The sequence below is a fragment of the Rhizobium sp. BK538 genome, assembly GCF_014197575.1.
Classification (GTDB): Bacteria; Pseudomonadota; Alphaproteobacteria; order Rhizobiales; family Rhizobiaceae; genus Rhizobium.
In genome coordinates, this window is sequence record NZ_JACIFT010000010.1 from 159,801 (window position 1) to 183,773 (window position 23,973).

24 protein-coding genes are annotated in these 23,973 nt (G+C 61.8%); 11 read left to right on the forward strand and 13 right to left on the reverse strand.

All coding sequences use genetic code 11. The features are described 5' to 3' along the window. Nucleotides 1–18: 18 nt before the first annotated feature. The 3 genes from FHX09_RS14485 (at nt 19) to FHX09_RS14495 (ending at nt 3,967) form a co-directional block, all read left to right on the forward strand. A complete protein-coding gene (locus FHX09_RS14485; protein ID WP_007796359.1) occupies nt 19–1,227 on the forward strand; it encodes an acetyl-CoA C-acetyltransferase in 1,209 nt (402 codons plus the stop codon). A gap of 12 nt (nt 1,228–1,239) precedes the next feature. Next, nucleotides 1,240–3,453 (forward strand): 3-hydroxyacyl-CoA dehydrogenase NAD-binding domain-containing protein, encoded by a 2,214-nt coding sequence (locus FHX09_RS14490; protein ID WP_184450261.1) that lies wholly within the window; start codon nt 1,240–1,242, stop codon nt 3,451–3,453. Nucleotides 3,454–3,571: 118 nt separating this feature from the next. Continuing rightward, nucleotides 3,572–3,967 carry a Rap1a/Tai family immunity protein gene (locus FHX09_RS14495; RefSeq protein ID WP_184450263.1) on the forward strand — a complete coding sequence of 132 codons (396 nt, stop codon included), beginning with the start codon at nt 3,572–3,574 and terminating at the stop codon, nt 3,965–3,967. 112 nt (nt 3,968–4,079) lie between these two features. Here FHX09_RS14495 and FHX09_RS30485 read toward each other — a convergent pair whose 3' ends face one another. The 4 genes from FHX09_RS30485 to abc-f all read right to left on the reverse strand — a co-directional run bounded on the left by FHX09_RS30485 (nt 4,080) and on the right by abc-f (nt 8,204). Further along, complete coding sequence (locus FHX09_RS30485) at nt 4,080–4,409, reverse strand: lysozyme inhibitor LprI family protein (RefSeq protein WP_348632828.1); 330 nt, start codon at nt 4,407–4,409, stop codon at nt 4,080–4,082. Then, the gene (locus tag FHX09_RS14505) at nt 4,306–5,421 is read right to left on the reverse strand and encodes an NAD(P)/FAD-dependent oxidoreductase (protein WP_132592501.1); all 1,116 of its coding nucleotides are present in this window, start codon (nt 5,419–5,421) and stop codon (nt 4,306–4,308) included. Before FHX09_RS14505 ends, FHX09_RS30485 begins: the two co-directional genes overlap by 104 nt. Before the next feature lie 44 nt (nt 5,422–5,465). Then, a complete protein-coding gene (locus FHX09_RS14510) occupies nt 5,466–5,939 on the reverse strand; it encodes a VOC family protein (protein ID WP_037083359.1) in 474 nt (157 codons plus the stop codon). Nucleotides 5,940–6,581: 642 nt separating this feature from the next. Beyond that, on the reverse strand, nt 6,582–8,204 hold the full coding sequence (abc-f, locus tag FHX09_RS14515) for a ribosomal protection-like ABC-F family protein (RefSeq protein WP_037083356.1): 1,623 nt from the start codon (nt 8,202–8,204) through the stop codon (nt 6,582–6,584). Between the two features lie 299 nt (nt 8,205–8,503). Here abc-f and FHX09_RS14520 point away from each other — a divergent pair, with 299 nt between their 5' ends. Continuing rightward, on the forward strand, nt 8,504–9,136 hold the full coding sequence (locus tag FHX09_RS14520) for a TerC family protein (RefSeq protein ID WP_007796345.1): 633 nt from the start codon (nt 8,504–8,506) through the stop codon (nt 9,134–9,136). Between the two features lie 49 nt (nt 9,137–9,185). Here the strand turns inward: FHX09_RS14520 and FHX09_RS14525 are convergent, their stop codons facing one another. Next, nucleotides 9,186–9,797, reverse strand: coding sequence for a DUF922 domain-containing protein (locus FHX09_RS14525; protein WP_184450265.1), 612 nt, complete (start codon nt 9,795–9,797; stop codon nt 9,186–9,188). Nucleotides 9,798–10,058: 261 nt separating this feature from the next. Here FHX09_RS14525 and FHX09_RS14530 point away from each other — a divergent pair, with 261 nt between their 5' ends. Both FHX09_RS14530 and FHX09_RS14535 read left to right on the forward strand, forming a co-directional pair. Continuing rightward, a complete protein-coding gene (locus FHX09_RS14530) occupies nt 10,059–10,979 on the forward strand; it encodes a sulfite exporter TauE/SafE family protein (RefSeq protein WP_007796342.1) in 921 nt (306 codons plus the stop codon). Beyond that, entirely contained in the window at nt 10,979–11,785 is an 807-nt protein-coding gene (locus tag FHX09_RS14535; RefSeq protein ID WP_007796338.1) for a TIGR02186 family protein, read from the forward strand. The genes FHX09_RS14530 and FHX09_RS14535 overlap by 1 nt, the downstream gene beginning before the upstream one ends. Here FHX09_RS14535 and FHX09_RS14540 read toward each other — a convergent pair whose 3' ends face one another. Then, on the reverse strand, nt 11,786–12,292 hold the full coding sequence (locus tag FHX09_RS14540) for a helix-turn-helix domain-containing protein (RefSeq protein WP_007796335.1): 507 nt from the start codon (nt 12,290–12,292) through the stop codon (nt 11,786–11,788). Between the two features lie 92 nt (nt 12,293–12,384). Here FHX09_RS14540 and FHX09_RS14545 point away from each other — a divergent pair, with 92 nt between their 5' ends. Beyond that, nucleotides 12,385–12,942, forward strand: coding sequence for a dihydrofolate reductase family protein (locus FHX09_RS14545; RefSeq protein WP_132592507.1), 558 nt, complete (start codon nt 12,385–12,387; stop codon nt 12,940–12,942). 42 nt (nt 12,943–12,984) lie between these two features. Here FHX09_RS14545 and FHX09_RS14550 read toward each other — a convergent pair whose 3' ends face one another. Next, on the reverse strand, nt 12,985–14,055 hold the full coding sequence (locus FHX09_RS14550; protein ID WP_184450267.1) for a cyclic nucleotide-gated ion channel: 1,071 nt from the start codon (nt 14,053–14,055) through the stop codon (nt 12,985–12,987). Between the two features lie 179 nt (nt 14,056–14,234). On the opposite strand from FHX09_RS14550, the gene FHX09_RS14555 reads away from it, so the two are divergent. Beyond that, a complete protein-coding gene (locus FHX09_RS14555; RefSeq protein ID WP_007796329.1) occupies nt 14,235–14,816 on the forward strand; it encodes a transglycosylase SLT domain-containing protein in 582 nt (193 codons plus the stop codon). Nucleotides 14,817–14,966: 150 nt separating this feature from the next. After that, nucleotides 14,967–15,200, forward strand: coding sequence for a hypothetical protein (locus tag FHX09_RS14560; RefSeq protein ID WP_132592509.1), 234 nt, complete (start codon nt 14,967–14,969; stop codon nt 15,198–15,200). A gap of 38 nt (nt 15,201–15,238) precedes the next feature. Here the strand turns inward: FHX09_RS14560 and pdeM are convergent, their stop codons facing one another. The 4 genes from pdeM to FHX09_RS14580 form a co-directional block, all read right to left on the reverse strand. Beyond that, nucleotides 15,239–15,964 carry a ligase-associated DNA damage response endonuclease PdeM gene (gene pdeM, locus FHX09_RS14565; RefSeq protein WP_007796324.1) on the reverse strand — a complete coding sequence of 242 codons (726 nt, stop codon included), beginning with the start codon at nt 15,962–15,964 and terminating at the stop codon, nt 15,239–15,241. 129 nt (nt 15,965–16,093) lie between these two features. After that, entirely contained in the window at nt 16,094–18,616 is a 2,523-nt protein-coding gene (locus FHX09_RS14570; protein WP_183718821.1) for a ligase-associated DNA damage response DEXH box helicase, read from the reverse strand. A 158-nt stretch (nt 18,617–18,774) separates the two neighbouring features. Further along, the gene (locus FHX09_RS14575) at nt 18,775–20,028 is read right to left on the reverse strand and encodes an FAD-binding oxidoreductase (protein WP_132592513.1); all 1,254 of its coding nucleotides are present in this window, start codon (nt 20,026–20,028) and stop codon (nt 18,775–18,777) included. A 63-nt stretch (nt 20,029–20,091) separates the two neighbouring features. Then, nucleotides 20,092–20,847, reverse strand: a complete 756-nt coding sequence (locus FHX09_RS14580; RefSeq protein WP_132592515.1) for an ABC transporter substrate-binding protein — start codon at nt 20,845–20,847, stop codon at nt 20,092–20,094. A gap of 175 nt (nt 20,848–21,022) precedes the next feature. Between FHX09_RS14580 and FHX09_RS14585 the strand changes: the two genes are divergently transcribed. Continuing rightward, a complete protein-coding gene (locus tag FHX09_RS14585; RefSeq protein WP_132592517.1) occupies nt 21,023–21,523 on the forward strand; it encodes an Rrf2 family transcriptional regulator in 501 nt (166 codons plus the stop codon). A 27-nt stretch (nt 21,524–21,550) separates the two neighbouring features. Beyond that, nucleotides 21,551–22,012 (forward strand): carboxymuconolactone decarboxylase family protein, encoded by a 462-nt coding sequence (locus tag FHX09_RS14590; RefSeq protein ID WP_007796307.1) that lies wholly within the window; start codon nt 21,551–21,553, stop codon nt 22,010–22,012. A gap of 46 nt (nt 22,013–22,058) precedes the next feature. Here the strand turns inward: FHX09_RS14590 and FHX09_RS14595 are convergent, their stop codons facing one another. Beyond that, complete coding sequence (locus FHX09_RS14595) at nt 22,059–22,694, reverse strand: YitT family protein (protein ID WP_007796304.1); 636 nt, start codon at nt 22,692–22,694, stop codon at nt 22,059–22,061. Nucleotides 22,695–22,904: 210 nt separating this feature from the next. Beyond that, complete coding sequence (locus tag FHX09_RS14600; protein ID WP_132592519.1) at nt 22,905–23,837, reverse strand: methyltransferase; 933 nt, start codon at nt 23,835–23,837, stop codon at nt 22,905–22,907. Nucleotides 23,838–23,973 lie beyond the last annotated feature (136 nt).

Consider the following 23,973-nt stretch of genomic DNA (forward strand, 5'->3'; position numbering starts at 1 on the left):
CGATAGGGAGATGAGACAATGACCAAGGTTTTCATTTACGACCACGTGCGCACGCCACGCGGCCGCGGCAAAAAGGACGGTTCGCTGCACGAGGTGCCGTCGGTGCGCCTTGCCGCCAAGACGCTGGAAGCGATCCGAGACCGCAATGGACTCGATACAGCAACGGTCGACGACATTATCATGGGCTGCGTCGATCCTGTCATGGAAGCCGGCGCGGTCATCCCGCGCGGGGCGGCCTTCGAGGCCGGCTATTCGACCAAGGCGCCTGGCATGCAGATATCCCGCTTCTGCGCTTCCGGCCTCGACGCCGTGAACTTCGGCGCGGCGAAGATCGCGCAAGGCGCCGATGACATCGTCATTGCAGGCGGCGTCGAAAGCATGTCGCGCGTCGGTCTCGGCATGTCGGGCGGCGCCTGGTTCATGGACCCGTCGGTGAACTTCCCGGCCTACTTCATGCCGCAGGGCGTCTCGGCCGACCTGATTGCCACCAAATACGGCTTCTCGCGCGACGACGTCGACGCTTACGCGGTCGAAAGCCAGAAGCGGGCGGCAAACGCCTGGGAGAAGGGCTACTTCAAGAATTCCGTCATCCCGGTCAAGGACCAGAACGGCCTGACGATCCTTGCCCATGACGAGCACATGCGTCCCGGCACCGACATGCAGGCGCTGGCAAGCCTGAACCCCTCCTTCCAGATGCCCGGCGAGATGGGTGGCTTCGAAGCCGTCGCGATCCAGGCCCATCCGGAGATCGAGCGCCTCAATTACGTCCACCACGCCGGCAACTCCTCTGGCATCGTCGACGGCGCGGCCGCCGTGCTGCTCGGCTCCAAGGCCGGAGGCGAAAGCATGGGCGTGAAGCCCCGTGGCCGCATCAAAGCCTTCGCCAATATCGGCTCCGACCCGGCGCTGATGCTGACCGGCCCGGTCGACGTCACCGAAAAGCTTCTGAAGCGCACGGGCATGACGCTTGCCGACATCGATCTCTTCGAACTCAACGAGGCCTTCGCCGCCGTCGTGCTGCGCTACTGCCAAGCCTTCGAGATCCCGCACGACAAGATCAACGTCAACGGCGGCGCGATCGCCATGGGCCACCCGCTCGGCGCCACCGGCGCGATGATCCTGGGCACGGTGCTGGACGAACTGGAGCGCCGCGACCTGAACACCGCGCTCGTCACGCTCTGCATCGGCGCCGGCATGGGCACCGCGACCATCATCGAACGCGTCTAAGGGAGAGAGACGATGACCTACAAGAATTTCACCGTCGAAACTGACGCAGACGGCATTGCCCTTGTCACCTGGGATATGCCTGGCAAATCCATGAACGTCTTCACCGAGGAGGTGATGGACGAGATGGACGCCATCGTTGATGCGGTCGTCGCCGACAGCGCTGTCAAGGGCGCGGTCATCACCTCCGGCAAATCGAGCTTCTCAGGCGGCGCGGACCTCTCGATGATCAAGTCGATGTTCTCGCTCTACCAGCACGAGAAGGCCGCCAACCCCGATGGCGCCGCGCAGAAACTCTTCGATCTCGTCGGCCGCATGACCGGCCTCTTCCGCAAGATCGAAACCTCGGGCAAGCCGTGGGTCTCGGCGATCAATGGCACCTGCATGGGCGGCGCCTTCGAGATGTCGCTCGCCTGCCATGGCCGCGTCGCCTCCAATGCCAAGTCGGTGAAGATCGCCCTGCCCGAGGTCAAGGTCGGCATCTTCCCGGGCGCTGGCGGTACGCAGCGCGTCTCGCGCCTGGCGGACGCCCAGTCGGCCCTGCAGATGATGACGACAGGCCAGTCGCTGACGGCAGCGCGCGCCAAGGCGATGAACCTCGTCCATCAGGTGGTCGAGCCGGATCAGCTGATCCCGTCCGCGAAACAGATGATCAAGGATGGCTTGAAGCCGGTCGCCCCCTGGGACGAAAAGGGCTTCAAGGCGCCAGGCGGCGGCATCTGGACGCCGGCCGCGGCCCAGCTCTGGCCGGCAGCTCCGGCTATCCTGCGCCGCGAGACATCAGGCAACTATCCGGCAGCACTCGCCATCCTGAAATGCGTCTATGAAGGCCTGCAGGTGCCCTTCGACACCGGTCTTAAGATCGAGCAGCGCTATTTCACCGAGATCCTGCAGACCAACGAAGCCTTCTCGATGATCCGTTCGCTCTTCATCTCCATGCAGGAGCTCGGCAAAGGGGCCCGCCGCCCCGCCGGTGTTGCAAAGACGGAGCTGAAGAAGGTGGGTGTCGTCGGCGCCGGTTTCATGGGAGCCTCGATCGCCTATGTGACCGCCTCCGCCGGCATCCCCGTCACCCTTATCGACCGCGACATGGAAGCGGCGACCAAGGGCAAGGGTGTCGGTGAAGGCCTGGTAAAGGATGCAATCGGTAAGGGACGCCTTACGCAGGACGAGGGCGCGGCGCTGCTGGCGCGCGTCGTCCCCTCCGCAGACTATGCCGATCTGAAGGATGCCGATCTCGTCATCGAAGCCGTCTTCGAGGATCGCGAGGTCAAGAAGGCCGTAATCGAGGCCGTCGAGGCAGTGCTGCCGGAAGGCGCCATCTTTGCCTCCAACACTTCGACGCTGCCGATCACCGGCCTTGCCAAGAACTCCAAGCGTCCGCTCGATTTCATCGGCGTGCATTTCTTCTCGCCGGTCGAGAAGATGATGCTGACGGAAGTGATCCTCGGCAAGCAGACCGGCGACAAGGCGCTCGCCGTTGCGCTCGATTACGTCGCCGCCATCAAGAAGACGCCTATCGTCGTCAACGACACGCGCGGCTTCTTCGTCAACCGCTGCGTCTTCCGCTACATTCACGAAGCCTACGACATGCTGATCGAGGGCGTCCCGCCCGTCATGATCGAGAATGCCGCCAAGATGGCCGGCATGCCGGTCGGTCCGCTGTCGCTGAACGACGAGGTCGCGATCGATCTCTCGCAGAAGATCCTCAAGGCCACCGCTGCCGATCTCGGCGAGGCCGCCGTCGATCCGAAGCACATGGCACTGGTCAACAAGATGGTCGACGAACTCGACCGCCGCGGCCGCAAGAACGGCAAGGGCTTCTACGACTATCCGGCGAAACCGGCCAAGAAGTCGCTTTGGCCGGAGCTGAGGACTTTCTACCCGCAGAAGAAGGCGGAAGAGGTCGATGTCGACGTGCTGAAGCAGCGTTTCCTCGTCACCATCGCGCTGGAAGCAGCGCGCACCATCGAGGAAGACATCGTCACCGATCCGCGCGAAGCCGACGTCGGCTCCATCCTCGGTTTCGGCTTCGCCCCCTACACCGGTGGCGTGCTCTCCTACATCGACGGCATGGGCGTGAAGGCCTTCGTGGAACTTTGCGAGAAACTTGCGGCAACTTACGGCGCACACTTCAAGCCGACGGCGCTGCTGAAGGACATGGCCGCCAAGGGCGAGACCTTCTACGGCCGCTTCGACCCTTATGCGAAGGAGAAGGAGGCGGCGTGAGCTGCCTCTCCCTGTGCGATCGCTATTTTTGATTGCAGCGCCACAGAACGACACGCCAGGCTAATTTTCGACACGATCCCAGCCAAAGCTCCCTTCGCCAAACGACGACCGAGGCGCAATGTCTGGTATCCTGACCGCGATCATACTGGCAACGGTTTCGGCGAAAGTGCCGTCTGGCTTTTCCAATGGCGATGTTCTTCTCTCTGATTGCAGAGGCTCGCGCCAGTTCGTCGCGGGCTACGTCAGCGGCTGGATGGACAAGTGGAACAGGGACGATTACTTGGCCGGCCGTAACTTCGTGGATGCCGTTCCCACATCGAAAGCGATGGTGAACTCCGCTTATTTTGCCAACTCCGTCGGTGCGAATTTCTGTATTCCGGTTGGGACCACGGCCGCAGCCATAAGCGACATGCTGTGCACATTCCTTGAGGAGAACCCGGGTGTCCGCGATGCCGCGGGCGACGACCTGATGATGACGCTGGTCGAAGGCAAGTACCGCTGCCCTTTGCCATAGGCGCGCTTAGGACGCCGGCAAACGCCAATCGTTCCGCCCGATCATGCGCCAATGCTTCAGCCGTAGGGGTGATAGAAGCGGTTAAGTCAGTCCGCAGCCGGAACCGGGCAACTCATGTCGCCTTCCTCGCATTTAGATAGGCCTTCAGCTCTTTGGTGCGCGATTGGGTCAGCCCATCCAGGCACGTCGAATAGACCATTGGATAGACGCTGCCTCCTGCCACGCGGGAACTGGAAGACGTGCACTCGGCGTCTCGGAAGGCGACCCAGCTTCGCTGCGCCGAGACAGCCAGTTCCAGTCGGATTGCGACAGGACCTAAACTGTTGCACGGTCGCAAATCACTCTTTGGCGATAGACGCAGCGATCTTCTCCGCCTCGAGCCCGATTTCCCGGAGCAGGCCGGTCGGTACGGCGGTGAAGCCGCAAAAGTAGAGGCCGTCATTTGCCGGATGAAGCTCGCCGCGGGCGGGGCCGTCGGCGCCGCCAAATCTCCCTTCGAAATCGGGCAGAAGCGCATCGAGCCCCGCCCGGTAGCCGGTCGCCAGGACGATCGCGTCGAACATGCCGGATCGGCCGTCCGCGAAATGCACACGCCGCTCCTCGGATTTCGTCACTGCGGGGAACACCTTGATATCCCCCGACCGGATGCGCTCGATCGTTCCGATGTTGATCAGAGGTGTGCGGCCCCTTTCGACGATGCCGGTCAGTGGTCCCCGTTTTGCCCTTTCCAGTCCGAATTTCCCGAGGTCGCCGAACCGCAGGCGCAGGATCGGCGCATTCACCGCATCGACCAGGCGATAGGGAAGGAACCGCTGGGCTATGGCGATGCTGGCGCTCGTCAGTCCGAACAGTTCAAGCGGCACGACATTGATCGGGCCGCGAACGGACATCCCGACATCAAGGCCGGCCTCGGCGCATTCAAGGGCGATCTCGCCGGCCGAATTGCCGAAGCCGACGACGAGGACGCGCTCAGCCGCAAGCGCCGCGGCATTCCTGAACTCCGAGGAATGGAGAAGCTTGCCCGCAAACAGCTCCTGTCCTTCCCAGGTCGGCCTTATCGGCGCGTTTGCGAGCCCGGTCGCGACAATGACGTTGCTCGCCTGGAATGTCCCCTCGGAACTCTCCACGGTCCACGCCTTGTCCTTGCGGATCGTCGTCGCGCGCACGCCAAACCTGACCTCGATGTCGTTCGAAGAGCTATAGGTTTCGAGATACTCGATAACCTGCAGCCGCGACGGATACTTTGGGAACCGCCGCGGCATCGGCATTCCCGGCAGGGCCGAGTGCATCTTGTGGGTATGCAGCCGAAGGCGATCATAGTGGCGGTGCCAGGCGGCGGCGAGCGTATCGCCCTTCTCAAGCACGACAAACGAGCGTCCACGCGCATGCAGCGCCACGGCGCAAGCCAATCCTGCCGGTCCGGCGCCGATGATGATCGTCTCTGCATCCGTCATAGAGGTCTCGAAGCAGCCAGAAGTCTACGTAACTACACAGTGGATTAGCCGCGCCGGGCCGCCTCAATCGCCGCGACGTCGATCTTCCTCATGGTCATCATCGCATCGAAAGCGCGCTTTGCTTGCTCCCCGCCTGCCGCAAGCGCTTCCATCAGCACCCGCGGCGTGATCTGCCAGGACACACCCCATCGGTCTTTGCACCAGCCACACTCACTCTCCTGGCCGCCATTGCTGACAATAGCGTTCCAGTAGCGGTCGGTTTCTTCCTGATCGTCAGTTGCGATCTGAAATGAGAAGGCTTCGTTGTGTTTGAACGTGGAACCGCCGTTCAAGCCGATACAAGGAATACCCGCGACAGTGAATTCAACAACCAACACGTCTCCTTGCTTACCGTCCGGATAGTCCCCCGGTGCACGAATGACGGCACCCACGGCGCTGTCGGGAAAGGTTTCAGCGTAGAAGCGGGCAGCAGCCTCAGCGTCTTTGTCGTACCACAGGCAGATCGTGTTCTTTGCCATTGCGCGGGTCCCTTTGCTCTTCATTTCCCATCTCCTCCCTGAAGTAAGGAGCAAACCGTCTTTCTCCACCCCATGTAAGCCATTTCACGCGGAGCCAACTGCCGAGCATAGAAAAGACCTATCCGCAAAAACCGTTAAAGCCGCGCATCACCGCTAGCGTGGTTGGCGCGAGAAAACATGGCGGCAAGCCCGCGTGGAAACGCATGGCAAGCGGCCTGTTCCTGAAGAGACTTCTTGCCCTGCCCCTGGCCGAGGTGCTTGCCGTTGTCGAAGCCATGAACTGGGAGGAAGGGCTTGTCGGCGATCAGGAAAAGGCGTGGCCGGGCGACTGCGTGATGACCCAGCTTGCGGCTAGCGAATGCGGTCGCGCCCGGGCATGCCGCGGCAGACTGACGGCGGCGCAGATGCAGCCCGAGGCGCTATCACCGCTATTTCCCACCTTGCACGCGAGCCGACGAGGACGGAACGACGCCCTCCGGAGGCGGCACGGCGCCAGCCGGAACTCAGGCCACGGCTCAGCGCCTTTCCTGGCCTGCTGGCCGCACCGAAATGCTGACGTTGAAGGTGGCCGCCCCGGCGAACCCGAGCACCCCGGGGCGAGGCGCTAGCAGGGGCCGGCCACCGGCATTCGTTGTGGTGTCGTCAGCTGCGCAGGCCGGGCGCTTCCTGGCCGGTGCGGGCAACGTATTCGGTGTAGCCACCGCCATATTGGTGGATACCATCGGGCTTCAGTTCCAGCACGCGGTTGGAAAGGGCTGCGAGGAAATGCCGGTCGTGCGAGACGAACAGCATGGTGCCCTCGTATTGCGACAGCGCCTTGATCAGCATTTCCTTGGTGTCGAGATCCAGATGGTTCGTCGGCTCGTCCAGCACCAGCAGGTTCGGTGGATCGAAGAGCATCTTGGCCATCACGAGCCGGGCTTTCTCGCCACCCGACAAAACCCTGCACTTCTTCTCTACGTCGTCACCGGAGAAACCGAAGCATCCCGCGAGCGCTCTCAGCGGTGCCTGCCCAGCTTGGGGGAAAGAATCCTCCAGCCATTCCAGCACCGTTCGATCTCCGTCGAGCAGATCCATGGCGTGCTGGGCGAAGTAGCCCATCTTGACGCTGGCGCCGAGGGCGACGCTGCCCTGATCCGGTTCGGTGGAACCCGCCACCAGCTTCAAAAGAGTCGACTTGCCGGCGCCGTTGATGCCCATGATGCACCAACGCTCCTTGCGGCGGACCATGAAGTCCAGGCCTTCATAGATGGTGCGGCTGCCGTACTTCTTGTGGACGTTCTTCAGGTTGATCACGTCTTCGCCGGACCGTGGTGCCGGCAGGAAGTCAAAGGCGACTGTCTGGCGGCGCTTCGGCGGCTCGACACGGTCGATCTTCTCCAGCTTCTTGACGCGGCTCTGCACCTGCGATGCATGCGAGGCGCGCGCCTTGAAACGCTCGATGAACTTGATTTCCTTGGCCAGCATTGCCTGCTGGCGCTCGAACTGCGCCTGCTGCTGTTTCTCGTTCTGCGCCCGCTGCTGCTCGTAGAAGCCGTAATCACCGGAGTAGCTGTTCAACGAGCCGGCGTCGATCTCGATGATCTTGCCGACGATGCGGTTCATGAACTCGCGATCGTGCGAGGTCATCAAAAGCGCACCGTCGTAGGTCTTCAGGAATTCTTCCAGCCAGATCAGGCTCTCGAGGTCCAGGTGGTTGCTCGGTTCGTCGAGCAGCATGACGTCAGGGCGCATGAGGAGAATGCGGGCGAGCGCCACGCGCATTTTCCAGCCGCCCGACAGCGCGCCGACGTCGCCGTCCATCATTTCCTGGGTGAAGCTGAGACCAGCCAGCACTTCGCGCGCACGGCCCTCGAGCGCATAGCCGTCCAACTCCTCGTAGCGCGCCTGGACTTCGCCGTAACGCTCGATGATCCGGTCCATCTCGTCGAGCTTGTCCGGATCGATCATTTCCGCTTCGAGCGCGCGCAGTTCAGCCGCGACGACACTGACGGGCCCGGCGCCTTCCATGACCTCGGCCACGGCGCTGCGGCCAGCCATCTCGCCGACATCCTGATTGAAATAGCCGATCGTCACGCCCTTTTCTGCGGAGACCTGGCCTTCGTCAGGCTGTTCCTGCCCGGTGATCATACGAAAGAGCGTCGTCTTGCCGGCACCGTTCGGGCCGACGAGACCGATCTTCTCGCCTTTGTTGAGGGCTGCGGAGGCCTCGATAAAGAGGATCCGGTGACTGTTCTGCTTGCTGATATTCTCGATACGAATCATGTCTGCGTGGAGTCCGAAAGCGTTGCTGTGCCCCTCCGTCATGCGTGCTGGGGCCTTTTGCGGCTCTCGCTAGCACGTTCAGAACGTCATGGCCAATCCCGGGCCATACAAAGAGTTCGATGCATCCGGAAAGCGCCCTGACAACGATGCATGAAGGGTGCTCAATCGACGGGGCGCAACATCAACGGGCCTGAGAACTTTTCCACAATGTCCCTCAGCCTCTTGATAAGGAGATCCACGATCATTTATGCGTTAGCGGCGCGCCGGCAGGCGTTTCGTATGTCAGGGATTGTCACATCATGGAAATTTTCACATCTGCCGGCTTGCTGGCGCTTCTGCAGGTCATCCTCATCGACCTCGTGCTTGCCGGCGACAACGCCGTTGTCATCGGCCTCGCCGCGGCGGGGCTGCCGACTGACCAGCGCAAGAAGGCGATCCTCGTCGGTATTCTTGCCGCCACTGTACTGCGTATTGCGCTTGCCAGCGTCACGGTCCAGCTTCTCGAGATCATCGGCCTGCTGCTTGCCGGTGGTATTCTCCTGCTCTGGGTCTGCTGGAAGATGTGGCGCGACCTGCGCAACGGCAGCGGCAGTGACGCGGAAGGAGCCGAAGGCGGCGCGGCGCCAAAGAAGACCTTCTACCAGGCGGCCAGCCAGATCGTGATCGCCGACGTGTCTATGTCGCTCGACAACGTCCTCGCCGTCGCCGGAGCGGCCCGCGAGCATCCGACGGTCCTTGTGATCGGCCTGATCCTGTCGATCGCCATGATGGGCATCGCGGCGAACTTCATCGCGCGCCTGCTCAACCGCTACCACTGGATCGCGTACCTCGGTCTGGCCATCATCGTCTACGTGGCGCTGAGCATGATCTATCGCGGCTCGCTCGAGGTCTGGCCGCATCTCGCCCCGGTCGCCCGGGCCGCTTTGGGCTAAGCCCATCCATGACAGGCATGCCGGGCCATCCGGTATGCAACGCCCCAACTCAGGGGCCGTTCACGAGTTGCAAGATGAGGCGGCGGATATTGCCGCCCTCGCTCATCTCGGCCTTGTCGAAGTCGCGGCCGCGCTGTCGCTGCAGCGCGGAGAGTTCACCGAGCCGCTTCGTCAGCTCGACCCGGATCTTGCGGCAGTCGGGGTCATCGTCGGCGGACAGCCCGACGCTCATCGCCTCGATATCCCTGACCATTTCCTTGATGTAGTCCCCATGCACCCGCTCATGCGTTTCGATGCCGGCAACGAAGGTGGCCCAGCTTGCCTGAGTGGCCATAGGAAGTTTTGTGGTGGGCTTCGGCAGCGTATAGGTGATGATCAGCTTCGGCCGCGCCACCGCCAGGACGCAGGCATCGCCACGGCGCTCGTATTTTCTCGTCCAGGTCAGCTTGAACGTCGTATGCGCCACCGCGCGACTGCCGCCAAGCTCGGGAGCGTGCTCGCCGATCGAATCGTAGAGCGCTGCGCCGGAGCTGCCGGTCACCGCATAGGTCTGCACCTGTTCAACCGGCTGCCATTCCGCCTTTGCCGCAAAGGGCTGCAGGACCCAAGCAGCCAACAAGCAACGAACCAATCCTGCCTTCACGCGAATCCCCCAGATCATGCCGTGTCGACCCTAGTCGGCGGGTGCGTCGCATTCAACCGCGACGGCTCGAGCATAACGATGGATCCTGTGAGGCTCGCCCTCTAACGGTCTGCCATAAAACCCAAAAAAAGCCTGAATATTCGAGAGTGATCACGCTATCGGGCGGATTGCACGTCGCGTATCGAAATCCTCTGGCAACGATTTCACCGTATGATGCGCCATTCGAACGGGATGTAAGAACGCCTGCCTGTGGGGGCAGTTCATAGATCGGGGTCTGCTGTGACAATCTATCTGCCTATCGCAGAATTGTCGGTGAACATCTTCATCATTCTCGGTATGGGGGCGGCCGTCGGCTTTCTCTCCGGAATGTTCGGTGTCGGCGGCGGCTTCCTGATCACGCCGCTCCTGATCTTCTATAACATTCCGCCGGTCGTTGCCGTCGCCACCGGCGCCAACCAGGTCGTCGCCTCCTCCATCTCGGGCGCCATCACACACTTCCGGCGTGGAACGCTCGATGTGAAGCTTGGAACCGTGCTACTCGTTGGCGGCCTCTCCGGCGCGACCGTCGGCATCTGGATCTTTTCGCTGCTCAGACAGATCGGCCAGCTCGATCTCATCATCTCGCTGCTCTACGTCATCTTCCTCGGCACGGTCGGCGGGCTCATGCTGCTCGAGAGCGTCAATGCCATGCGTCGCGCGGCAAAGAACGTGCCACCAACGCCGCGACGCCCCGGCCATCACCATTGGGTGCACAAGCTGCCCCTCAAGATGCGGTTCAAGAAATCGAAGATCTTTCTGAGCGTGATCCCTGTCGTCACGCTCGGCTTCGGCATCGGCATCCTGACGTCGGTCATGGGCGTCGGCGGCGGCTTCATCATGGTGCCGGCGATGATCTATCTCCTGCGCATCCCGACCAATGTGGTCGTCGGTACGTCGCTGTTCCAGATCATTTTCGTGACCGCCTATACGACGGTCGTGCAGGCCGCCACCAACTTCTCGGTCGATATCGTGCTCGCCTTTATCCTGATGATTGCCGGCGTGATCGGCGCCCAGTATGGCGTGCGCGTTGGACAAAAGCTGCGTGGCGAGCAGCTGCGTGCGCTGCTCGGGCTTCTCGTGCTCGCCGTCGGCCTCCGCCTTGCCGTTGCGCTGGTCGTAACGCCAGCGGATGTCTACTCCGTGGTCATGGGAGCGAATTGATGCACCGCTTCCTCGCCGCTCTGCTATTTTGCGCCACGACGCTGCCTGCTATCGCGACCGCGCAAATGCTGCTCCCGGGCCAAGCCACGCAGGCGACCGCCGAAGGGCTTGAAATCGGCACGTCCACCAGCGAAATCGCCATCACTTCGGATTTTCGCGGCGCAGACCTGACGATCTTTGGAGCCGTGACCAACACCGACAGCCTGCTTTTGGCGATCGGCCAGTATGATGTGGTCGTCGTTCTTGAGGGCCCGCGCGAAGACGCGACCGTGCGCCGGAAGGAGCGGGTGTTCGGCATCTGGGTCAATACGCGGTCGATGACCTTCGAAGCGGTGCCGCACTCCTATTCGATGTCGAGCTCGCGCATGCTTGACGACATCACCACGCCGCTTGACCTCACGGACAGGGGGATCGGCATCGATCACATTCCGCTGACGCCGGTCGGCTTCGTCGGCAATGCCAGCAATCTCGGCGAATTCCGGCAAGCCTTTCGCCGGCTGCAGGAAAGCGGCGGCCTCTACGATCGCGATCCAAGCGGCGTGCGTTTCGTCAGCTCCAGCCTTTTCAAGGCAAGCCTGCGGTTGCCGGCAAATATTCCGAACGGCGTGCATACCGTACGCGCCTATCTCTTCAAGAGTGGCAGCTTCCTCACCGAGAAGTCGGTTCCGCTGCGCGTTATCAAGACAGGGATCGAGCAGATGATTACGGACGCGGCGCATGCGCAGCCGATCGCCTATGGCCTGCTCTCCGTCTTCCTCGCGCTCATCACAGGCTGGGGTGCCAGCGTGGTGTTTCGCAAGGACTGATCAGGCCGATTTCGCCTTTCGGGCGACAAGATCGAGATAGGCTTGGGTCAGGCGTGCGAGTACGGACGGCGTTTCCGGAGGCAACTTCTTGCCGAGATGTTTGGCGCGCAACTCGTCCATGAATTCCTCCCAGAGCTTTTCACCTCCGGTCTCCAGAAGCTCGGCGCGAATGGAGAGCTCCTCTGAAACCGGAAGATATCTGCGGCCCCAGGCCCCCATATGGGCGAAGATCGGCACCAGCTGGATCGCCATTTCAGTCAGACTGTAGATTGCCTTTTGCTTGTGCGTCGGATCGTCCGCACGCGTCAGCAATCCCCTGTCGACCAAGCGGCGCAGGCGGTCGGCCAGAATGTTCGAGGCAATCCGCTCCTCCGAATTCTGCAGCAGCTCGCGGAAGTGGCGCCGACTGCCGAACATGATGTCGCGGATGACGATCAGGCTCCAGCGATCGCCGAGCACCTCCAGCGTCAGATTGATCGGGCAGCCGGAGCGGTGAGCATCGTCCATAAGGTTCTCCCAAAAACTGCTTGCATTTTGCCATCAGTCAATCTAGCTTTCAACCGATTGTTAATCGCAACCAGTTTCGAGGAGGACGAGAGATGAGAAAGCTTATCGTTTGGAATCTGATGACGCTTGATGGCTATTTCGAAGGCACGAAACCGTGGGATATCGACTTCCACAATCTTGCCTGGGGTCCGGAGCTGGAGCGCTATGCCGAGCAGTTTGGCGAGGAAGGCGACCTGCTCGTCTTCGGCCGCAAGACATATGAAGGTATGGCCGCCTATTGGCCGACAGCCGATAGCGAGGAGAAAATCAAGGCATACATGAACGGCATCGCCAAGATTGCCGTATCGAGGACGATGACGGCGGCCGACTGGAACAACACGCGCGTCGTCAGCGACCCTGTCGCAGAACTGAAGAAGCTGAAGAGTGAAGCGGGCAAGACGATCTTCATCTTCGGCAGTGCCAAGCTCGCGGATTCGCTCCTGAAGGAGGGGCTGGTGGATGAGATCCGCATCTGCCTTGTCCCCGTTATCCTCGGCGGCGGCAATCCGCATTTCAAGCCGGCCAGCCAGCAGCTTCCACTGAAACTGCTCGATAGCACGACGACCAAGAGGGGCGCGGTGATCCTGCGCTATGAACCGGTCAGGGCGTGACCGTCGATGGCTGCGGCAATTCCGCAGCCATACCAGGCTTGATCATTCCTTCGGCAGCTCGCCTCGTCGCTCGAGTGCCGTCTTGCGGATGGTCTCGGCAATCTCCGGACTGCTGCTCGACAGCATCTGAAAGTCCACGGCATAGAGCGACAGCAGCGACACTTCGGTTGCAGCGCTGACCGTCGCTGAGCGCGGTTCGCCACTGATCAATGCCATCTCGCCGAAAAAGCTTCCGGCACAAAGTTCCACCGGATGGTCGGGTGTCGCCACGCTTACCCGCCCCTCGACGATGAAGAACATCTGATCGCCAACATCGCCCTTGCGGCAGATCACTGCACCCGCGGGCACGATACGCGGCCGCAGCGCCCGCACGATTTCGATCAGCGCTGCCGAACCAAGCTTCTTAAACAGGGGTACCGCCGCGACCAGCTGCCAGTTGCGAACGAAGTCCTGGCGACGGACCTCTTCGTAGAAACCAGTGGCGAGGATGCCGGCCCAAAGCGCAAAAATACCGATGCCGCTCATCATCACCAATCCAGCCAATATCCGGCCTGCCAGGCTTTGCGGGATCTCGTCGCCATAGCCGGTCGTCGACAGCGTCACGACCGCCCACCACATCGCCTGCGGAATGCTGCCGAACCTATCCGGCTGGACATCGCGCTCTATGACATATCCGGCCAGCGCCGCGCCGAAGAGAACGATGCCGAAGACCGACGTCACGCCAAGCAGATTGCGGGACTCGTTTGCAACCACCTTTGCCATTAGCCTGAAGAAGGTCGAATCCCGCAGCGGCTTGAGAAGCCAGATGGCGCAATACAGGCTTCGATCGCGCGAGGCGACGAATAGGAAGGCCGCCATGGGGACGAAAACAGCAAGCAGGTCGATCACGAGGGCGGCGTTCCCACCCGATACGCGACTGCGACGCCGCGCAAAAAGCGTGCCGCTCAGTTGCAGGACATAGACGACCCAGATTGCAGCGAGCGCGGCTTCGACCCCGAGCCTGCTCTCTGCAGCGAGATCGGGCGTCGTGAGCACGGCCACCGCCAGAAGCCCAATCGCAGTCAGCAGCGCATTGAACGACGAAGAGATCTTCGAGAAAGGCAGTGCCGACATTCAATACCCCACGAACCGCTGGCACTCTTAGAATAAATGCCCTGCGGCCAAGCGCAACGGGGAGCGCTCGCCCCGCGGAAAAGACACGACACGCGCTGGCACGCAACTCACATTCGACTAAAAACCCCTCGTTAATATTTACGAGTTAGTAATCTCTCGGTAACGAGAGGTTCCCTGTAATGCGTATCCGTGCCCTCCCCGCCCTCGTGCTGCTGGCACTTGTAGCCGGCTGCGCCACGGCTCCCCGACAGACCCGAAACATCTGCGCCGTCTTCGAGCAGCGCGACGGGATGTTCACGAGCTGGCAGCGCGCAGCAGAAAAGACGGAGCGTAAATATGGTGTTCCGGTTCCGATCCTGATGGCGACGATGTATACCGAATCCGGCTTCCAGCCATATGCGCGACCGCCGCGCACCAAGCTGTTCGGCTTCATTCCATGGACACGGCCATCGACGGCCTACGGCTATTCGCAAGCACTTGACGGCACATGGGACCACTATCAATCGGCTACAGGAAGCTGGGCTGCCCGCCGCACCAACTTCGCCGACGCGATTGACTTCATCGGCTGGTATCACTCGCAAAACAGCCAGGTGACCGGCATCCCTCAGAACGATGCCTACGGCCTGTACCTCGCCTATTATTCCGGCCCGAAAGGCTACATGCGCGGCGACTGGCGCTCGAATGCGCAACTGCAGAAGACGGCGCAACGCTTTGCCAACATGGCGGCCACGTATCAGCGACAATTGCAGGAGTGCAATTGATCGCTTCGAAGGAAACGAAAAACCTAGTAAAAACGATATACAACGCCAAGGACCGAAACAAAATTGGGGTGATCGGCATACAGCGGCAGTATTGTTTGACAATGCTTTCGCCGCCATGGGATTCTTTCCGAAATAGAATCGGGAGAATAAATGGCGGCGGAGCGCTACTTATACGATTACAGCTCGCATCGGGCCGTCATGTATGAGGTTGGCGAATATCTTTATCCGCTCTCCGGCAACAAGGCAGAGCACTGGATCTCAGGCGACTATATTTTCTCCATGAAAACCCAGGCCATTTCGTTCTGGATCCTGGGAAAAGATGTCTATGGCCATGTCGGCCAAGGCGAACTGACGCGCCAGCCCCTCTACTATTTCGGTGACTAAAGCGACGATGGTTGGAGCGACCCGTGCCGCCTAGGGGCTCACCCCACGAGGTTGCCAAACCTGACGGAGTAGATCCGGTCGCGGCCGAGAAGGTGGGCAATCAGCGAGGTCTGATCGAACAGCCCTTTCATCGCCTTGTGGCGAAGGTCGAGGCCGCCGGTCATGATGCCGAAGGCGGGCATCAGCAAGCGGGCACCGTCGGTGGCGAAACACGGGCGGCGGACCGATTTCTCGCGGCGCCGGACGGTCGCGGCGGGATGCAGGTGTCCGGCGATCTCGCCGTTCTGAAGCCCGCTTTTCGGCTCGTGGCGGAAGGTGAGGCCGCCGTAATGCATTTCATCGGCGGACGTGCCCGGCAAATCGACGGTGCCGTCGGGATCATGGTTGCCGTTGATCCAAATCCATTCGCGGCCGCGCGCCATTTTTGATATCAGGCTGCGGAACGCCTGGGGCAGATGCGCCGAGCCGACGCGGTCGTGGAAATTGTCGCCGAGCGACACGACCAGCTTCGGATCGTAGCGGCTGATGACGGCAGAGAGAACCGTCAGCGTCGCCAGCGTGTCATAGGGCGGAAGCAGCATCCCGCGACGGGCAAAGGCCGCGCCCTTCTCGAGGTGCAGGTCGGAAACGACGAGGATGCCAGCATCGGGCATATAGAGCGCGCCGAGCGGATCACAAACCGCAGCAACGCCATGCACGGATGTCTCGACGCCCGGTAGCGCTGCCAGTCCGTTCAGTTCGCACGCGAGCGCCAGGCGGTTCATCACGTCTCGTATCTTTCCAGTGTGTGGGCGGCGCTTCTCGGCGTCGCCCACTCGTCCTTATGTTTGATTGCTTGTGTTGGATCCTCGGGCTTGACCCGAGGATCCAACACAAGCAGCTCATGCTTCTCCTCAAGCGGAGGAGGATCCCAGTGCCTCAGCGATCAGGTCGTCGGCGGCTTCCGCCAGAACCGCGTCGTGCGCCTCGCCATGCACCGGTTCCTTGCCGATCTCCAGCATGACGGGCACCGCCAGCGGCGAGATATGGTCGAGCGCACGATGCGTGATGTGGCCCTTGATTCGCCTCAGCATATCGCCAAGCCGAGAAATATCCAAAAGGCCGCTCGCCGCATCATACCGCGTCGCCTGCAGCAGAATGTGATCCGGCTCGTGGGTTCTCAGCACATCGTAGATCAGATCGGCCGAGACCGTCACCTGCCGTCCGGTCTTTTCCTTTCCCGGGTGACGGCGCTCGATCAAGCCTGCAATCACGGCGCAATTGCGGAAGGTGCGCTTCAAGAGGAAAGATTCGGCGAGCCAGCTCTCAAGATCGTCGCCCAGCATGTCTTCGTCGAAGAGGTCGCCGAGGCTGAGCCGGCCGTTGCGGATCATCACCCCCATATCCTCGAAGCCCCATATGCCGAGCGAATAGTCGGTTGCAACGAAGCCGAGAGGCTTGGCGCCGGCCCGCTCGAGCCGCCGCGTCAGCAGCATGCCGAGCGTCTGGTGCGCCAGCCGCCCCTCGAAGGGGTAGATGACCATGTAGCATCGGCTGCCGCGCGGGAACGTCTCGATCAGCAACTCGTCGCGCTTCGGCAGTATCGACTTTTCCTGCTGGATCGCCAGCCAGTCGCGCACCTGGTCCGGCAGGCGGCGCCAACGGTCCGGGTCGGCGATCATCGAGCGCACCTGGTCCGCCAGATAGGTGGAAAGCGGAAACTTGCCGCCGGCATAGGACGGGATCTTCGGATCCATCGAGAAGGCCTGCGAGGCGAGCGCCTCGTTCTCGCGGATGCCCTCGAAGCGGAGCACCTTGCCGGCGAAGATGAAGGTGTCGCCGGGCGAGAGCTGCTCGAGGAAGTATTCCTCGACCTTGCCCAGCGTCGCGCCGCCGCGGCCGAGCCTACCGCCTTCGCCACGCTTGACCATGCGCAGATTGAGCATCGGGCTTTCGACGATCGTGCCGAGGTTCAGCCGGTATTGCTGGGCGACCTGCGGATTGGAAACACGCCAGCGGCCTTCCTTCGTCTTGCGGATGCGGGCATAGCGCTCATAGGTGCGCAGCGCATAGCCGCCAGTCGCGACGAAATCGACCACGCGCTCGAAGGTCTCCCAGGAAAGATCGGCGTATGGCGAAGCGCTCTTGATCTCATCGTAGAGTTCCAGCATGTCGAACGGCTCGGCGCAGGCCATGCCGAGCACATGCTGCGCGAGTGCGTCAAGCGCGCCCTTGCCGACCGGCGGCGTGTCCTGCGCGCCGATATAGTTCGCGTCGAGCGCGGCCTGGCACTCCATCACCTCGAAGCGATTGGCGGGAACGAGGATCGCCTTCGAGGGCTCGTCCATGCGGTGGTTGGCGCGGCCGATGCGCTGGGCAAGCCGCGAGGCGCCCTTCGGCGCGCCGACATGGACGACGAGGTCGACATCGCCCCAGTCGATGCCGAGGTCGAGCGTGGAGGTGGCGACGACGGCGCGCAGCCGGTTGGCCGCCATCGCCGCTTCCACCCTTCGCCGCTGGGCGACATCGAGGGAACCGTGATGCAGTGCGATCGGCAGGTTCTCCTCGTTCACCGTCCAGAGCTCCTGAAACAGCATTTCGGCCTGCGACCGGGTGTTGACGAAGAGCAGTGTCGTGCGGTGTTCGAGAAGCTGCCGGTAGACATCGGGGATCGCGTATTTCGCCGAATGGCCCGACCAGGGGATGTGCTCTTCGGTGGAAAGAATTGAAATGTCGGGCTTGGCGCCGCCTTCGACGATCACCAATCCGGCGTGACGGTCCTTGCCTTCCCGCTGCGCGACCAGCCATTTCTGCAGGTCCATCGGCTCGGAGACCGTGGCCGAAAGGCCGATCGTCTGCAGAGCGGGTGCAAGCCGGCGCAGGCGGGCAAGGCCAAGCGAGAGCATGTGGCCGCGCTTGGACGTGACGAGCGAGTGCAGCTCGTCGAAGATGACATATTTCAGGTCCTTGAAGAAGCGCTCCGCCTCGCGATTGGCAAGCAGCAAGGCCACTTGCTCCGGCGTCGTCAGAAGAATATCGGGCGGGTTCAGTTTCTGGCGCTGGCGCTTGGCAACAGGTGTGTCGCCGGTGCGGTTCTCGACCGTCACCGGCAGCCCCATCTCCCCTACCGGCTTCATCAGGTTCCGCTCGATATCGACGGCAAGCGCCTTGAGCGGAGAGATGTAGAGCGTGTGAACGCCGGTGAAGGCGGAACCGGGCGGGATCCTGCCCCGGCGGGTCAGGTCGGTCAGCGAGGGGAGGAAGCCGGCAAGCGTCTTGCCGGCACCGGTTGGCGCGATCAGTAGCGTGCTTCCCCCGGCCTCGGCGCGGGACAGCAATTCCAGCTGATGGGCACGCGGGCACCATCCCTTGTCCGCGAACCAGCGGGTGAAAGGCGGAGGCAGGGCAGCGCGGGCTTCGGAATCGATCTGGTCCACGGCGCTAAAGGTAGTGCACCGACCGCCGAAATAGAATGGCGGATCTAGAGCAGGATGTCGAAAAGTGTAAGTGGTTTGCGGCCGAAATACCCGCTCTATGTCTTTGAAGCAAATCAGGATTCAGATCTCAGACCAGATCATCCCAAGATCATCCTGATCTAGAGGAAGCGATGCGGATGGAAGGGCTTGGGATCGGCGAAGGTGTCGTTGCCTGCCATTTGCTCTGCCAGCAGTCGGCCGCTGGCGGGGCCGAGCGTCAAGCCGTGATGGGCGTGGCCGAAATTGAACCAAAGGCCGCGATGGCGTGGCGCCGGACCGATCACCGGCCGCATGTCAGGCAGGCAGGGGCGCAGGCCGAGCCAAGGCGTCGCCTCTACCGGCTCGCCGAGCGGGAACAGCGCGCGCGCATGAGCCTCGTCGCGGCTTAGCTGGATGGTATTTGGCGGCGCATCGGGCGCAGCGAATTCGATGCCTGTCGTCAGCCGGATGCCGCGCGCCATCGGCGCCAGCACGTAGCCGGCCTCCTCGTCGACGACGGAGTGGCCGAGCGGCTGGCCTTCGCGCTGCGCATAGTGGCGGTGGTAGCCGCGCTTGACCGCCAGCGGCAAGGGATAGCCGAGCTTGCGGAAGATCAGGCCGGATTGCGGGCCGAGGGCGACGACAACCTCGCCAGCTTCGATGATCTCGCCTTCGGCCGTGGTGATCGACCAGCCATTCTTCTCTTCCCGCAGTGCGGAGGCATCCGCGCGGACCATCTTGCCGCCGGCCGTCGTAAAGAGGTTCGCATAGGCCGCCGTCAGCGCTTGCGGGTCGGTCACCGTCTTCGGATCAAGCCAGTGCACGCCGCCGGCGATGCGAGTGCTGTTCGCGGCGAAGGCAGGCTCCAGCGCCAGAAACTCGCTTCCATCAAGAATGCGGATCGTCAAACCATGTGCGGAGAGGCTTTCGGCCTCCGCACGAGCAGCCTCGAAGCGGCGAGGACTCTTGAAGAACGACACCCAGCCGCGTTCGCGGATGAGATCTGAAGCGCCGGCACGGCCAATCAGCTTGTCGTGCTCGGAAACGCTGGCCTCGATCAACGGCAGAAGCGCCCGTGTCGCCTTCTCTAGATTGGTCGGCGAGGAATGCCACCAGTAGCGTGCCAGCCATGCGGCTATGCGCGGCAGGAAGGCGGGATCGTAACGGACGTCCGATGAGCCGTTCAGCGCATACTTGGCAATCGCGCCGAGCTGCCGCGGGAAGGCATAGGGAACGACGGAGGAGCGCTCGATAAGCCCGGCATTGCCGTAGCTGGTGCCGCCGCCCGGCTCGCCGCGATCGGCAAGCACGACGGAGCGGCCGCGATCCTGCAAATGAATGGCCGCACTGACGCCGACGATGCCGGCACCGAGAACGAGGATATCTGTTTTCATCGGATGGACTTGGTCAAAGGGCGCGGAGGCTTGCGGCCTCCGCGCGATTGGATCGGCAAGCGATCAGTAGATATCGAAGGGGAAGTACTTCTTGGTGATTTCCTTGTACTTGCCGCTGGCGACGAGCGCGTCGATCGCCTTGTTGAAGCGCTCCTTCAGCTCGGTCTCGCCCTGGCGGATGCCGATACCGGCCTGCGTTTCCGTGCCCGGCACGTCGCCGAGCAGCTTGCAGCAATCCTTGCCGGCCTTGTTCAGCCAGTCGACCACCACGAACTTGTCGGAGATCAGCGCATCCATGCGGCCGTTCTGCAGGTCGGCCACGGCTTCATCCTGCGTCGGGTACATCTTCGCCTCGGCGCCGCCCTTGGCGTAGACGTCGTTGGCGTAGTCGGCCTGCGTGGTCGACCCCTGCGCACCGACGACCTTGCCCTTCATGTCCTGGACGCTGACGCCCTTCAGCGCGCTGTCCTTCGGCACGGCGACCGCGAGCGGCGTCGTGTAGTACTTGTTCGTGAAGTCGATCTGCTTCTTGCGCTCATCAGTAATGCTCATCGACGCGATGATGGCATCATACTTCTTGGCCAGAAGCCCGGGGATGATGCCGTCCCAATCCTGCGCGACGATCGTGCACTTGGCCTTCATCTCCTCGCAGAGCGCATTGGCCATGTCGACGTCGAGACCCTTCAGGCTGCCGTCGGATTCGACGTAGTTGAAGGGAGGATAGGCGCCCTCCGTTGCGATGCGGATCGTATCCTCGGCAGATGCGATGTGCGTCGCTGCAAGCCAGGCAGCGGCCGTCAGGAAAATCGTCTTTCTCATTGCTGTTCCCTTATTGGAATTGTTTTTGCCCAACAACTTCGACTTTAGCGAATCCTTGCCGCTTCACAACCCCAGACGTGTGCAACGCCCTTTCTATTCGATCCCTCGCATATGCCTGCTTGACATCACTGATAATCATGGATACTTTTTATCCACGAATTGAGGGGATGGTGCGATGAAACTGGGTGATGGCGTCGAGCAGGCGATACACAGCGTCGCGATGCTGGCCGGTCTGTCAAAAGGCGGCGTGCTTTCAGCCGCCGCGCTGGCGGAATTCCATGGCGTCTCGACGAGCTATCTTCTGAAGCACCTGCAGGCGCTTTCGGGTGCCGGCATCGTGAGCACGGTTCCCGGGCCGAAAGGCGGATACAGGCTGGCGAAGCCGACGGAAGAGATCAGCCTCCTCGATATCGTCCTCGCGGTCGAAGGGCCGGAGCCGGCGTTCCGTTGCAGCGAGATCCGCCAGCGCGGACCGAACCAGTTGCCGGCGCGCTACTTCACGAAGCCATGCCAGATCAGCGCGGCGATGCTGAGGGCCGAGCGCGTCTACCGCGCCGAACTCGCCAAGACCAGCATCGCCGACATCATGGCGCAGCTCGCTGCTGATGACGACGGCGGCATTGCCGCCCGCGGCTGCGCCTTCCTTGAAATGAATGAACGCAGAGCGGCTCGCTGAGCCGCCCAACCCAAAAGGAGAATGAGCATGCAAGCACGTTTCAATTTCGCAAAGGCTTCGCCGGACGCTTACAAGGCCGTTGCCGCCCTCGAGCAGTATGTTCAGACATCCGGCCTCGAGCGCCGTTTCATCCATCTGATCAAGCTGCGCGCCTCGCAGATCAACGGCTGCGCCTACTGCGTCGACATGCATGTGAAGGAATCCCGGCACGACGGGCTGAGCGAACAGTGGATCAACCTGATGTGCGTGTGGCGGGAATCGCCGGTCTATGACGCCAAGGAACGCGCCCTCCTCGGCTGGGTCGACGCCGTTACTCGCATCGCCGAAACCGGGGCACCGGACGCCGACTTCGAAGCCCTGAAGACCCACTTCACCGAAGAAGAGATCACCAAGATCACGCTCGCAATCGGCACGATCAATGTGTGGAACCGGCTAGCCGTCGGCTTCCGCTCGCAGCACCCGATCGACAAGCCAGCACAGGCTGCATGACAATCGCGTTTCCCCTCTTCCCGTCCGACGGGGAGATGGAGCGTGTTTAGAGCGCGATATAGCGATCGGCGCGGTGGTTGATCGCCACGAAAAGGTTCAGCACCACCGCGCCGAGAACCGAATAGAAGACCACGGGCGGGGTGGCGACGAAGAAAGCAGCGGCCAGCACGCAGAGGTCGATCGCCATCTGTACGAGGCCGGCGCGGATGCCGAAGCGCTCCTGCACGTAGATGCCGAGAATGCCGACGCCACCGAGACTGGCGCGGTGGCGATAGAGCGCCAGAAGGCCGAACCCCAGCAAAAGACCACCGAGAAGGGCTGCCCAGGCCGGGTGGATGGCGGAAATGGCCATGACCTTCGGCTGCAGGCTGGTCATGAGGGATGTCAGGCCGATGGCAATGAAGGTCTTTACCGTGAAGGCCATACCGAGGCGTGTCCAGGACAGATAGAAGAACGGCAGGTTGAGCAGGAAGAAGGCGAGGCCGAAGTTTACCCCGAAGGCATAGTGGAGCAGGAACGCGATGCCGGCCGTGCTGCCGGTCAGCAGACCCGCGCTGGCCAGCATATAGAGCCCGAGCGCCGCAATGAGGCTGCCTGAGAAAATGCCTTGAACATCTTCGATGAGGGTATGGCGGGTGGCGCTGGTGTTCCAGAAGCCGAGAGCATTGAAAAGTTGTGCCATCGTGATCCCCAAACGGCAAACGAGTCCAGCGCACTTGGAGAGATCAGAGCGGGACAAAAGTGATAATGAATGATGCCGGGCGTTTTCGGGCTCTTGCGAGCGCCCCCGTGCTGCGGCGAATTGCGTAGGATTATCAGGCGATTTTGCACTGCAATCAAGTGAAATACGTAAGCAATGCTGACCTATAATCACTTCGCAAGAATCGTTCCGCTATGCCGCCTTGCGCGTAAGGAACAGAATGCCTGAAATAACGTTTGCGCCATCTTTGCGAATGGCCGTCTTGCTGACGGCGCTGACATCAAGACCATAGCGGGCGCAGAGGGCGCGGACGTAGCTTTCGGAATGGGCGTAGCGCAGCGACGGCGCGAGATGGAAGCCATCTCTCCCGGCGGCATCCTCGACCGAAAAAGCGAAATCGGCGCCCGGTACAACAAGCGCTGAAACAACCTTGAACACGCTCTCGAGATTGCCGAGGTACATCAGCACATCCGCCGCAGTGACGAGGTCGGCACGATGCATCGCGCTTTCGGCAAAGAGACCCGTCGCCTCCGACACCAGCGACAGGTCGGCCTGTGCCAGGTGATCGTAGACATGCTTGTCGGCCGCCTTGGCAAGCATGTTCTGCGACAGGTCGAAGCCCTCGAGACGCGCAACGCGATCGCGGATCTCCGGTCCCAGCAAGCCAGTGCCGCAACCGAGATCAACGGCGAGCTTATACTGCCTGCCGGTTGTGGCAACGAGTGCCGCAAGCTTGGCCGGGACGCTATAATCCAGTTTTTCCACGAGCGAGGTCTCGAAACGATCCGCATAGTCGTCGAACAGCCGCTCGACATAGCTGCTCGGCGGCTGGTCCGGCGTCTCGACATCGCCAAACAAAGCGAGCTTGAGTTCGGCGCCGAAGATATCGTCCGGACTGACCTCCAAGGTCTGCCGATAGGCTTCGATCGCGCCGACCTTGTCGCCAGCCTTCTCACGGTAACCCGCGAGCCGATACCAGCCGGCCGCCCAGCGCGGCGCAAGCTCCAGCGCCTGCTCCATCAATTCGGCGGCCGCATCCGGCTCGCCGCTTTCGTCGAGCATCTTGGCGTAATCGGCGCGGCGATCGGCGATGACGTCGCCTGAAGTGAGCTGGTTGGGCTGCATGGTGAAGACCTGTTGGGATCGGTCCGCATTTGGCGGCGGCCACAAAAAAACTCAAGTCCTATTTCAAAGGCGGAGGCGCCAGATCTGAAAAAGGCTTGCGAGCGACGATTCGCGCCCGTATTTCAGGGATAAACAG

Coding starts and splice junctions, on each gene's coding strand:
- FHX09_RS14485 (WP_007796359.1), top strand. CDS start 19: ATGACCAAGGTTTTCATTTACGACCACGTGCGCACGCCACGCGGCCGC.
- FHX09_RS14490 (WP_184450261.1), top strand. CDS start 1,240: ATGACCTACAAGAATTTCACCGTCGAAACTGACGCAGACGGCATTGCC.
- FHX09_RS14495 (WP_184450263.1), top strand. CDS start 3,572: ATGTCTGGTATCCTGACCGCGATCATACTGGCAACGGTTTCGGCGAAA.
- FHX09_RS30485 (WP_348632828.1), bottom strand. CDS start 4,409: ATGACGGCCTCTACTTTTGCGGCTTCACCGCCGTACCGACCGGCCTGC.
- FHX09_RS14505 (WP_132592501.1), bottom strand. CDS start 5,421: ATGACGGATGCAGAGACGATCATCATCGGCGCCGGACCGGCAGGATTG.
- FHX09_RS14510 (WP_037083359.1), bottom strand. CDS start 5,939: ATGGCAAAGAACACGATCTGCCTGTGGTACGACAAAGACGCTGAGGCT.
- abc-f (WP_037083356.1), bottom strand. CDS start 8,204: ATGATTCGTATCGAGAATATCAGCAAGCAGAACAGTCACCGGATCCTC.
- FHX09_RS14520 (WP_007796345.1), top strand. CDS start 8,504: ATGGAAATTTTCACATCTGCCGGCTTGCTGGCGCTTCTGCAGGTCATC.
- FHX09_RS14525 (WP_184450265.1), bottom strand. CDS start 9,797: ATGATCTGGGGGATTCGCGTGAAGGCAGGATTGGTTCGTTGCTTGTTG.
- FHX09_RS14535 (WP_007796338.1), top strand. CDS start 10,979: ATGCACCGCTTCCTCGCCGCTCTGCTATTTTGCGCCACGACGCTGCCT.
- FHX09_RS14540 (WP_007796335.1), bottom strand. CDS start 12,292: ATGGACGATGCTCACCGCTCCGGCTGCCCGATCAATCTGACGCTGGAG.
- FHX09_RS14545 (WP_132592507.1), top strand. CDS start 12,385: ATGAGAAAGCTTATCGTTTGGAATCTGATGACGCTTGATGGCTATTTC.
- FHX09_RS14550 (WP_184450267.1), bottom strand. CDS start 14,055: ATGTCGGCACTGCCTTTCTCGAAGATCTCTTCGTCGTTCAATGCGCTG.
- FHX09_RS14555 (WP_007796329.1), top strand. CDS start 14,235: ATGCGTATCCGTGCCCTCCCCGCCCTCGTGCTGCTGGCACTTGTAGCC.
- FHX09_RS14560 (WP_132592509.1), top strand. CDS start 14,967: ATGGCGGCGGAGCGCTACTTATACGATTACAGCTCGCATCGGGCCGTC.
- pdeM (WP_007796324.1), bottom strand. CDS start 15,964: ATGAACCGCCTGGCGCTCGCGTGCGAACTGAACGGACTGGCAGCGCTA.
- FHX09_RS14575 (WP_132592513.1), bottom strand. CDS start 20,028: ATGAAAACAGATATCCTCGTTCTCGGTGCCGGCATCGTCGGCGTCAGT.
- FHX09_RS14580 (WP_132592515.1), bottom strand. CDS start 20,847: ATGAGAAAGACGATTTTCCTGACGGCCGCTGCCTGGCTTGCAGCGACG.
- FHX09_RS14585 (WP_132592517.1), top strand. CDS start 21,023: ATGAAACTGGGTGATGGCGTCGAGCAGGCGATACACAGCGTCGCGATG.
- FHX09_RS14590 (WP_007796307.1), top strand. CDS start 21,551: ATGCAAGCACGTTTCAATTTCGCAAAGGCTTCGCCGGACGCTTACAAG.
- FHX09_RS14595 (WP_007796304.1), bottom strand. CDS start 22,694: ATGGCACAACTTTTCAATGCTCTCGGCTTCTGGAACACCAGCGCCACC.
- FHX09_RS14600 (WP_132592519.1), bottom strand. CDS start 23,837: ATGCAGCCCAACCAGCTCACTTCAGGCGACGTCATCGCCGATCGCCGC.